Here is a 10,836-nt window from a genome sequence, read left to right on the forward strand (position 1 = left end):
TTCTTGTTTTTAAGTTTTCTATTCCTTTTTTCTGATGTCACTTCGAGTAAAATTATTGAAATGAAATAAAAATAATTTTGTATCGAGAAGTATTCTAATAGTTCTCGATACAATTTTTACTTCGTTAACACTCCATAAAAATCACTCGAACTGACAAAGGATTTAGTAAATCTTATCTCTATTTTATTTGTTCTTGATTCTTTTTTCTCTTCTCTCTATTCTCATTACTTTATTCTCCAGTCTATCTAATTATTATTCTTTGCTAATCGTAAAATGTCTCCAAATACGCCTCTTGCAGTAACTTTTGATCCTGCTCCTGCTCCTTGTATTACTATGGGTTGTTCTCCATACGATTCTGTGTAGATTTCAAATATGGCATCTGAACCTTTTAGACTTCCTAAAGGTGAATTTTCTGGTACAGATACTAATTTTACATCTAACTCTCCTTTTGTTTGTTGTAAGTCTCCATGTAAATCTCCGATATATCTCAGTACGTGTTTCTCTTCTTGTGCTTCTTTTTGCTGTTGAAATGTAGCATCTAGTTTTTCTAAGTTTCCTAAAAACTCATCAGAAGATATTTCTCTAAACTCCTCTGGAATCAAGTTTTCTATCTGAATATCCTCAAATTCGTTTTCTAAATCTAATTCACGTGCCAAAATCAATAGTTTTCTAGCAACATCATTTCCACATAAATCTTCACGCGGATCCGGTTCTGTAAACCCTTTATCAATGGCTTCTTGTAACACCGTTGAAAATGTTACTTCTTCCGAAGAAAATTTATTGAATAAATAACTTAATGATCCTGAGAACACTCCTCGAATTCTGGTTATATTCTCTCCTGAATCGTGCAATAATTTAATCGTATCAATCAATGGTAAACCTGCGCCAACATTGGTTTCATACAGGTAACTCTTCTTATTTTTATCTAAAGTTTTTCGTAACTCTTTATAAAAATCGTACGAAACAGTATTCGCTATTTTGTTAGAAGAGACTAAGTCAAACCCAGCATCGACTAACGGAATGTAATTTTCTATAAAGTCTACGCTTGCTGTATTATCTACCGCAATTAGATTTTCTAAGTGGTGTTCTTTAGCATAATCGATAACAGTATCAACTGTATGCTTATCTTCTATTGCTTTTTCAAGCTCATTCGACCAATTAGCTCCAACTCCATTTTTCTCTAATAATACTTTTTTAGAATTAGCAATCGCAAAAATGTTCAGGTGAATTTTACGTCTTTCTAAAATTGATTTTGAGTTCTCTAGAATTTGTTCAATCAAGGTTCCTCCAACTAATCCTTTACCAAAAACAGCTATGTTTATCTTTTTAGCAACTCCAAATACTTGACCGTGAATCACATTCAACGCCTTGTGTAATTGCTCTTTCTTCACTACCAAGCTTACATTTTTACCTGTAATGGTATTGTTGAATAACAAGGGAACTATTTGGTTCTTAATTAAAGCGTTGTATGGCTGATGAAACTCGCTTAAATCCTGACCAATAATTGAAATTACTGATACTTCATCTTGAATCGAAATCTGGTTGACATCTTTTGTTTGTATATCGTTTTCAAACTCTTGTTCTAAGGCTTTTACAGCTGCAGCTGCATTGTTTTTATCAACCACCAAACCAATACCTCTTTCTGATGAACCTTGTGAAATGATACTCACACTAATTCCGTGATTGCTCAATGCTTTAAAAATACGTGCATCCACGCCTACTTTACCTAACAAACCTCTTCCTTCAAAATTGATTAAAGCAACCTTGTCTAAAACCGATAAGGATTTAATGCCTTTTAAAGTTGATTTTGCTGTAATCAATGTACCATTATCATTAGGATTGAAGGTGTTTAAAATTCGAAGATTGATGTTCTTCTCTAACAACGGAATAATTGTTTTGGCATGTAAAATATTCGCTCCGAAGTTTGCCAATTCATTTGCTTCGGAAAATGACAATACTTCTATCTTCTTAGCATCTGCCACCAAATCAGGATTTGCCGTGAAGATTCCATCAACATGCGTATAGTTTTGCAACTCTTCAGCATCTAGATAGTTCGCTAACAACGAGGCTGTGTAATTACTTCCGTTTCTACCCAACGTAGTAGTTTCGTTTTTTAAGTTTGAAGCTATAAACCCCGCTACCACATTCACAGTTGTTCCGTTGTACTGCTTAAAATGATTTAACACATTTTCTTTAGACACCTCAATTATTGATTGTCCTTTTCCTACTGTTTCATCCGTTTTTAACAACGCTCTTGAATCCGTAGCTAGTGCATTGATTCCTTTTTGTTGCAACAAGTCGGTTACCGTTTTTATCGATAATAACTCACCTTGAGCTAACACTTCATCTTTTATCTTTTGGCTATAATCTCCTAACAAACTAACTCCCTCAAACAACTTTTCTAAGCGATTAAATTCCGTAGAAAAATCTACCAACGGAGTTAATTTTGTTTGCTCATATCGAAACGCTTCTAATTGTTCTTTAAAAGCTTCATTTTTAGCAGCTCTTTCTAAGAGTTCTTCCAGTTCATCTGTAGCATTTCCTCTTGCAGATACTACCACTGCTATCTTCTCTCCATTATTAATTTTCTGTTCTATGATAGACACTACATTTTGTATCCCTTCATTCGACAAAGATTTTCCGCCAAACTTTAAAATTTTCATTCTTTTATTTGTTGATTTTTGATTGAATATAGGTTCAATAATTTTTTCTAATTGCTTGTATTCTATTAAGAAAGCGTCATGCCCATGATCTGAATTAATTTCATTATAGGTTACATTCGCATGGGCAGATGCCAGTTGTTTATGTGTTTCTCTGTTTTCTTCCGCAGTAAAAAACAAATCGGAATCTACGCCTACAATATGGATGTCTGCCTCGATTCTCTCTAATACATCTAGCTCTTCTCTTCCTTTTGTTACATCGATGGTTTTTAATAACTGATTCATCAATTTATAGGATGCTAACTGATAGCGTTCTTGTAATTTTTTTCCGTGATGTAGCAGCCAGCTTTCTACATTAAAAATCTGTAACTCTTCATTTTTTGAGCGTTGAAAACGTTTTTTAAACGACTCTGGCGTTCTGTAACATAACATTGCATGCATACGTGCATCGTGCACAGGATTACTAGAATTGATTAAAAATTGCTCTTGTATTTGACAATTCGCTATCAACCAATCGGTCGATTTCCAATCGGTTGCTACAGGAATTAAATGCTCGGTAATTTTCGGATTCAACACAGCCATTTCCCATGCTATTCCACCTCCTAAAGATCCTCCTATCAACGCAAATAATTGTGTTATGTTGAGTTGTTCTAGCCCTTGTAGAAAAATGTTTGCAATATCACGTGCTACGAAACTTTTGTAATCATCTATTAAGAAATTATCATAACCATTTCCTGGAATGTTAAAGCACAAAATGGTATATTCATTAGTATCTATAACCTTGGCTTCTCCTATTAAATCTTGCCACCAACCTTGGCTTCCTGCAACATTGCTATTTCCTGTGAGTGCGTGGTTAATAAGTACCACAGGAGCGGTACTCAATGCTTTTCCAAAAACTTGATAGCTTAACGGAATTGTATCGAATTGTGTACCGCTTAATGTAGTATAACTAAGAATATTAATATGCTGCAAATCACTTTTCATTATTGATGTCTTTATGGGCGTTCCCTTAAAGGGTCGGGCTTTCCGTTATATCTTTTGTTAGTTCTCGATACTTGCTTCGCAAACTCGAACTGACAACAAAAGGATGCCACCGCAAATGCGAAGCATTCAACGAAACCAATAAGTAAATAACCTATTATGAGTTAATCCCTAACGCAAGTTGTTTTAAACCAATACTTCTTTAGGAATTTGAGCAAATGCTTCTTGTAAATCGGTTTTTAAATCTTCAATATTTTCCAAACCAACTGATAAACGGATTAAGTCTTTAGTAACTCCTGTACTTTCTTGAGCTTCATCACTCAATTGTTGGTGTGTGGTACTTGCTGGATGAATAATTAAAGATTTGGTATCTCCAATATTGGCTAGTAATGAAAAGAGTTTGGTATTGTCAGCAATGGTTTTAGCAGCTTCGTAACCTCCTTTTACTCCAAAAGTTACCAATCCACTTTGACCTTTTGGTAAGTATTCATCTGCTAAGTTTTTGTACTTGTTGTCTTCCAACCCTGGATAATTTACCCAAGCAACTTCATCTTGCTCTTGCAACCACTTTGCTAGTTTCAATGCATTTTCACTATGCTTTTGAATTCGTACTTCTAAGGTTTCCAATCCTTGAATGATATTAAAAGCATTGGTAGGACTCAAAGCTCCTCCAAAATCACGTAATCCTTCTAAAATTAGTTTAAACGTGTACGATGCTGCACCTAAAGTTTCGTGATATACCAATCCGTGATATCCTGCTGAAGGTTCTGTAAATTCAGGGAATTTCCCATTTGCCCAATTAAAAGTTCCTGCATCAATAATGGCTCCTCCTAACGAGTTTCCTTGTCCTCCAATGTATTTTGTTAAGGAGTGAATTACAATGTTAGCTCCGTGTTCTATCGGATTTAATAAAGCAGGTGTTGCTACGGTATTATCCACAATGAAAGGAACTTCTGCTTCTTTCGCATGCGCTGATATAGCTTTTAAATCCAATACATCTAACTTCGGATTCCCTAGAGATTCTACAAAAAAGGCTCTAGTATTCTCTTGTACTGCTGCCGAAAAATTATCAGGGTTTGAAGCATCTACAAACGTAGTAGTAATACCCAATCTTGGTAAAGTGATATTTAATAAATTGTAGGTTCCTCCGTACAAACTACTCGAAGCTACGATATGGTCTCCTGCTTTTAATAAAGTTAACAATCCAGTCGAAATAGCTGCTGTTCCCGAAGCAAAAACTACAGCTCCTATACCACCTTCTAAAGCAGCTAAACGATCCTGCAAAATTTGATTGGTGGGATTGTTTAATCGGGTGTAAATAAATCCCAATTCTTTTAACGAAAATAGATTTGCTGCATGTTCTGCATCATTAAAAACATACGAAGTAGTTTGATAAATAGGAACTGCTCTTGTTCCTCCGTTTTGTGTTACATCGTGACCTGCGTGCAACGCGTTTGTTGCGAATTTTTGTGTACTCATTTTTCTTGTTTTTGAGTTAATAAAAAATTAAACCAAAAGCCAAAACACATCTACTTTTAGATGTTGCTTACTAGAAAAATGTTATTAAGAAATTATAAGAAGATTCTTGTAGATATTAAAGAAACTTCTTTGGGTTATCTATCCACGAGTTTTTACACTCTGGTAGAATTTAGCACCTTCTTTGTTTGCACAAAGGGTTGCTAAGGTTTCATAGGGTCTAATCCCTCCACCTTTCTTGATAACATCGTCAATAAGTGTTTGAACTTTTACGAGCACAAATATTCAATTATAAAAATGGATTTTCCAAATTTATTTTGATTTTTATTTTAAAAAGTGTTTTGAATTATTTTTAAAACAAAAACCTAAACAATTCAAAACCTGTGTTTTATAATGTTTTATTTAAATAAAAAATTTATATAAATTTTTATCTTAAGAACTACAAGATAACATAGAACATCCTACTTTATTTCGAGCCCATTCTGGTCGTTTTGCGAACCATTTTTCATATTTTGGTTGCTCATCGTAAGGATTTTTGAGCAGTAAATATAACTCATTTAACAATACAAAGTCATTTTTATTTGCATCATCAATGGCTAATTGTGCCATATAATTTCTGAGTACATATTTCGGGTTTATAGCATTCATTTTTTCTTTTCTGTCTTCATCTGAAACAGTTTCGTTTTGTAATCTATCTATATAACTTTCGAACCAGTTCTCCCAAGATTTTTTTATTTCGTCTACAACTTCTGAAGGCGTATAAAATGCTTTTTCTATTTTTTTGATTGCCTCCTCTATGCTATCATCTTTTGAAATGCTTGACAACAATCGAAAAAAAATAGTCATGTCTGTTTCTATTTTTTGAAGTACTTCTTCAAGGTTTGAAACTAACGTTCCATCTGATTCTTGCGAAGAAAAAAGTCCTAATTTTTCTCGCATCATTTGCATGTACTTTTCAGGAAATCGCTCTTGGTAATTTTCCAAAACTGCTTCTAAAGGTTCTGCTTCTTCAATTAAAGGATATAGAGCATTTGCCAACTGATATAAATTCCATAAAACCACCTCTGGTTGCGAACCATATCGGTAACGTTTATGTGTATTATCCGTTGTATTTGGTGTCCATCCGTGGTCATAACCTTCTAACCATCCATAAGGTCCATAATCAATAGTTAAACCTAAAATCGACATATTATCGGTATTCATTACTCCATGTACAAAACCTACACGTTGCCAGTGAATAACCATTTCTAAACTACGCTCTGCTACCTCTTTAAAAAAGGAAACATACGTTTCTTTTGAAGGTTCACCTAAATGAGAATAATGATGTTTAATGGTATAATCAACTAATGTTTTTAATGTTTTTACATCTCCTCTGGCAGGAAATATTTGGTAACTACCAAAACGTAAAAAAGACTCGGATATTCTACATACAATGGCTCCTTTTTCATACGCAGCGTTTCCGTCGTACATTACATCTCTTAATACTTCATCTCCCGACAAAGCTAAAGACAGAGCTCTTGTTGTAGGCACACCCAAATGATACATAGCTTCACTACACAAATACTCACGAATAGAGGAACGTAACACTGCTAATCCATCTGCATTTCTCGAATATTGTGTCTCTCCTGCTCCTTTTAGCTGTAAAGCCCATCTTTTGTTATCATGAAAAACTTCAAATAAATTAATTGCTCTACCGTCTCCTAATTGTCCTGCCCAATGTCCAAATTGATGACCTCCGTAGCACATCGCATACGGTTGTGTGTTTTTATATACATCATTCCCTGTAAAAACATTCTTAAATTCTTCTGAAGCTATTGCTATTTCTGAAAGTCCTAACTCATTTGCCATTTCATCCGAAACATGAATCATTTTTGGATTGGATGTTTTTTTAGGTGTTACATACGAAAAACAAGCTTCTGTAACCTGTCTTCGAGTATTTTCTTGAATTGGGTCTGCTGGTAATTCTTTAGTAAAGGTATTTTGTATATTGAATTTCAACACGTTCTATTGTTCTTTTAGTTTGTTTGCGTACATTTTTCTAAGTTTAGATAGCTTGGGTGAAATTACTGCAGCACAATACATTTGTTCTTTGTTGTTTTCATAATAATTTTGATGATACTCTTCCGCAGCATGAAATGTAGTTAATGGAGTTATTTCTGTTACAATTTCATCTTCATAATGCGGAGATAATTTTTCTACTACTTTTTCAGCAGTTTGTTGTTGCTCTTCATTCTGATAAAAAATTACTGAACGGTATTGTGTTCCTACATCAGCTCCTTGCCTATTTAAAGTTGTTGGGTCATGACTTGTCATAAACATTACCAACAACTCTTCATAACTTATAATTTCAGGATTAAATGTTGCTTGTACTACTTCTGCGTGTCCTGTTAAACCTGAACAAATTTCTCTATAGGTTGGTGTTCCTGGTACAGTACCGCCCATGTAACCAGATACTACTTCTTCTACTCCTTTTATTTGATTTAAAATAGCTTCTACGCACCAAAAGCAACCGCCACCAACGGTAATTAGTTCTAATTTATTATTTGTCATTTATATACTTTCTTTTATTCAGTATCTAAAATCATTGATGCTGAGTTAATGCAATAACGTAATCCGCTAGGTTCTGGTCCGTCAGGGAATACATGCCCCAAATGCGCATCACAAGTATTACACATCACTTCTACGCGAACCATACCAAAGGTAGTATCTTTTTCATATTGAATAGCATTCTCTTTGATAGGTTGTGTAAAACTGGGCCAACCGGTACCTGAACTAAATTTAATCGTTGAATCGAACAAAGGTGTACCACAACATACACATTTATACTTACCAGCATCATAAACACTACACAATGCTCCTGAATTTGGTCTTTCTGTTCCTTTTTGTCTGGTAACTCTAAACTGTTCAGTAGTTAAAAGTTCTTGCCATTCTGTTGCTGTTTTTTCCACTCTTTTATCAGGTGTTGGATTACCATTAACTGCAAAATTAATTACGTCTTTCCAAGTTAAAATTTTGTCGCTCATCCTGCTCTTTCGTTTTATTTAACTTATTAGTAGTTTCTTTTCTTTGTTACTTACAAAGCTATGATTCTCTCTAAAACTTTAATCATAATTTAAAAGATAATTAAATAATTTTTTCAAGGATGATTTATATCATGTTTTAAATCATCTTTTACCTATTAATTTGTAATAAAAACCACTATACCTATTACTTATAACATAATTTAAGTTAAAATAATTACAAATTACAAGCTTTTATCAGTATTTACTAAAATAAAAAAATAATGAATGTCTTAGATAATAGAACAGTCGCTGATTATGTAATAGAGAATATAAAAACAGCTCCTATTTTTAAGAAATATGGAATTGATTTTTGCTGCAAAGGAAATATAACAATAAACAAAGTCTGCCAAAAGAATAAAATAAACTTAAATACATTAAAAAGTGAATTGGAAAATGTTGAAAGCGTTAGTGATGTACTTCAAGATTATAAAACTTGGAGTTTAAACTTTTTAACCCTTTATATTGAAAATGTACATCATTCTTATGTAAAAGAAAGTTTACCTATAATTTCTCAATATATAAATGAAGTTATAAAAACCTATGGTAATACACATCCTGAACTATTAAAAATTAATAAACTATTTAGAAAAGCTTCTTCTGAAGTTCTATCTCACCTTCAAAAAGAAGAGCAAATACTTTTCCCTTATATAAAACAGTTAATAGCAGCTGACAAAAGACACAAAAAAATAAGTATTCCTTCATTCATCACGATACATACTCCTATAAAAATGTTAGAATATGAACATGAAGAAATTAATAATCTTTTTAGAGAAATAGCTAAACTAACAGATAACTACTCTATTCCAGAAAGTGTCTCTAATACGTATAAAGATCTTTACATTAAACTTGAAGAGTTTGAACAAGATTTATATCATCATATACATTTAGAACACAACATACTGCATAGAAAAGCACTAGAATTAGAAAAAAAAACAAATTATTATAAAAAAAGGAGGAGTGTTTAAACACTCCCTTTTTTATAGCTTTTTAAATCGATTAAAAGCTTCTTTTTCTAACTCTTCTATAAAATTAGGATGCGCTATAGAAATTAGTGCTTTTGCCCTTTCTTTTAAACTTTTTCCAAACAAATTAACCACTCCATATTCCGTAGCAACATAATGTACATGAGCTCTGGTCGTAGTTACACTTGCTCCTTCTTTTAAAAATGGAGTAATTTTTGAAATTCCTTTTGTGGTAACAGAAGGCATTGCTATAATGGCTTTTCCTCCTTTTGATAATGAAGCTCCTCTAATAAAATCCATTTGACCACCAACTCCAGAATATTGGTATTGCCCAATAGTATCAGCACAAACTTGTCCTGTTAAATCTATTTCAATAGCACTGTTTATAGCTGTTACTTTAGGATTTTTCTTTATGATAAAAGTATCATTTGTATAACCGGCCTCTTTAAAATGTACTAGAGGATTATCATCTATAAAATCGTATAACTTTTGTGAACCTACGGCAAAACAAGTAACTATCTTTCCTGTTTTAATCTCTTTTTCTTCACCAGTAATTACACCTCTTTCTATTAATGGTAGTACTCCATCAGAAAACATTTCTGTATGAATTCCTAATCGTTGATGATTTTTTAAGTTATGTAATACAGCATTTGGTATATTACCTATTCCCATTTGTAATGTTGCACCATCCTCTATTAGTTCAGCTATATTTTGTCCAATTTTTTTTTCTATTTCTGAAGGTATTCCTATTTCAGAAGTATGTATTGGAACATCAACCTCTACAGCATAATCTATATTACTCATATGAATAATTCCATCCCCATGAGTTCTAGGTACATTAGGGTTAATTTGAGCTATAACTGTTTTTGCTGTTTGAATAGCTGGTAATGTAATATCAACTGAAGTCCCCAACGAACAATAGCCATGTTTATCTGGTGGAGAAACTTGAATAAAAGCTACATCCAATGAGTAAATATTTCGGCGGAATAACCAATGAATTTCGCTTAAAAAAATAGGAATATAATCTCCATTATTAGTATTTACTCCTTTTCTTACATTATCACCTACAAAACAGCTAACTAGTTTAAAGGATTTACAATATGGTTCTTCTAAATACTTTGCCTTACCATGTGTGTGGATTTGAATAATCTCTATATCATCTAACTCATGATATCTATTACACAAGCTATCAATTAATAAATTAGGAGTCATTGCTGCTCCTTGGAAGAAAATTTTATCATTTGATTTTACAATACTTACAGCTTCTGCAGCCGTAACAATACAAATCTCTTTTCTCATTATTCTAAAGTTTTACTCTGCAAATTTCCCCATAAACCTTATTTAAATAAATGATAAAAATCATACATAGACTTATTTTTAGACAAAAGTATATTTTATAGTTTTTCTAGGGCTTAATTTCATAGTTATTCTAAAGCCCATCTGTATAACTATTTCCTGTTGAATATTAAACATTAAAATACGGTTGTTTTTGAGGATCTGTATCAAGATTGAAAGTAACAAGGAAAGGATTAAAAACTACGAGATACAGCAATCCTAAAAATAAGATCAAAAAAAACCTCAATCTTTAAAAGATTGAGGTTTGATAAAGAAAGGCAACGACCTACTCTCCCACCATTGGCAGTACCATCGGCGCTAATGGGCTTAACTTCTCTGTTCGGAATGGTAAGAGGTGAG

Annotated in this window: 7 protein-coding genes, 1 rRNA gene and 1 riboswitch; of the genes, 1 reads left to right on the forward strand and 7 read right to left on the reverse strand. The window is 32.9% G+C overall.

Translation table 11 applies throughout. The features are described from left to right. Positions 1 to 245 precede the first annotated feature (245 nt). From thrA to msrB, 5 genes are all read right to left on the reverse strand, one after another. A complete protein-coding gene (gene thrA / locus NH341_RS10855; protein WP_253056844.1) occupies positions 246 to 3,644 on the reverse strand; it encodes a bifunctional aspartate kinase/homoserine dehydrogenase I in 3,399 nt (1,132 codons plus the stop codon). A gap of 183 nt (positions 3,645 to 3,827) precedes the next feature. Beyond that, the gene (locus NH341_RS10860; RefSeq protein ID WP_253056846.1) at positions 3,828 to 5,120 is read right to left on the reverse strand and encodes an O-acetylhomoserine aminocarboxypropyltransferase/cysteine synthase family protein; all 1,293 of its coding nucleotides are present in this window, start codon (positions 5,118 to 5,120) and stop codon (positions 3,828 to 3,830) included. Positions 5,121 to 5,251: 131 nt separating this feature from the next. Beyond that, positions 5,252 to 5,365: riboswitch (SAM riboswitch) on the reverse strand. Between the two features lie 184 nt (positions 5,366 to 5,549). Further along, the gene (locus tag NH341_RS10865; RefSeq protein WP_253056848.1) at positions 5,550 to 7,115 is read right to left on the reverse strand and encodes a YdiU family protein; all 1,566 of its coding nucleotides are present in this window, start codon (positions 7,113 to 7,115) and stop codon (positions 5,550 to 5,552) included. A 6-nt stretch (positions 7,116 to 7,121) separates the two neighbouring features. Continuing rightward, positions 7,122 to 7,667 carry a peptide-methionine (S)-S-oxide reductase MsrA gene (msrA, locus tag NH341_RS10870; RefSeq protein WP_167713940.1) on the reverse strand — a complete coding sequence of 182 codons (546 nt, stop codon included), beginning with the start codon at positions 7,665 to 7,667 and terminating at the stop codon, positions 7,122 to 7,124. Positions 7,668 to 7,681: 14 nt separating this feature from the next. Beyond that, complete coding sequence (gene msrB, locus NH341_RS10875) at positions 7,682 to 8,128, reverse strand: peptide-methionine (R)-S-oxide reductase MsrB (protein ID WP_047789587.1); 447 nt, start codon at positions 8,126 to 8,128, stop codon at positions 7,682 to 7,684. A 272-nt stretch (positions 8,129 to 8,400) separates the two neighbouring features. Here msrB and NH341_RS10880 point away from each other — a divergent pair, with 272 nt between their 5' ends. Beyond that, positions 8,401 to 9,144 carry a DUF542 domain-containing protein gene (locus NH341_RS10880; RefSeq protein ID WP_159616678.1) on the forward strand — a complete coding sequence of 248 codons (744 nt, stop codon included), beginning with the start codon at positions 8,401 to 8,403 and terminating at the stop codon, positions 9,142 to 9,144. Positions 9,145 to 9,156: 12 nt separating this feature from the next. Here NH341_RS10880 and NH341_RS10885 read toward each other — a convergent pair whose 3' ends face one another. Both NH341_RS10885 and rrf read right to left on the reverse strand, forming a co-directional pair. Further along, complete coding sequence (locus NH341_RS10885) at positions 9,157 to 10,440, reverse strand: acetyl-CoA hydrolase/transferase family protein (protein ID WP_253056850.1); 1,284 nt, start codon at positions 10,438 to 10,440, stop codon at positions 9,157 to 9,159. Positions 10,441 to 10,749: 309 nt separating this feature from the next. After that, positions 10,750 to 10,836 (reverse strand): 5S ribosomal RNA (gene rrf / locus NH341_RS10890); the annotation flags it as partial.

Source organism: Tenacibaculum sp. XPcli2-G, from assembly GCF_024124505.1.
GTDB lineage: Bacteria > Bacteroidota > Bacteroidia > Flavobacteriales > Flavobacteriaceae > Polaribacter > Polaribacter mesophilus.

Bases quoted from the DNA above. Each gene is read 5' to 3' on its own strand.
- thrA (WP_253056844.1), bottom strand. From the start codon at position 3,644: ATGAAAAGTGATTTGCAGCATATTAATATTCTTAGTTATACTACATTA.
- NH341_RS10860 (WP_253056846.1), bottom strand. From the start codon at position 5,120: ATGAGTACACAAAAATTCGCAACAAACGCGTTGCACGCAGGTCACGAT.
- msrA (WP_167713940.1), bottom strand. From the start codon at position 7,667: ATGACAAATAATAAATTAGAACTAATTACCGTTGGTGGCGGTTGCTTT.
- NH341_RS10880 (WP_159616678.1), top strand. From the start codon at position 8,401: ATGAATGTCTTAGATAATAGAACAGTCGCTGATTATGTAATAGAGAAT.
- NH341_RS10885 (WP_253056850.1), bottom strand. From the start codon at position 10,440: ATGAGAAAAGAGATTTGTATTGTTACGGCTGCAGAAGCTGTAAGTATT.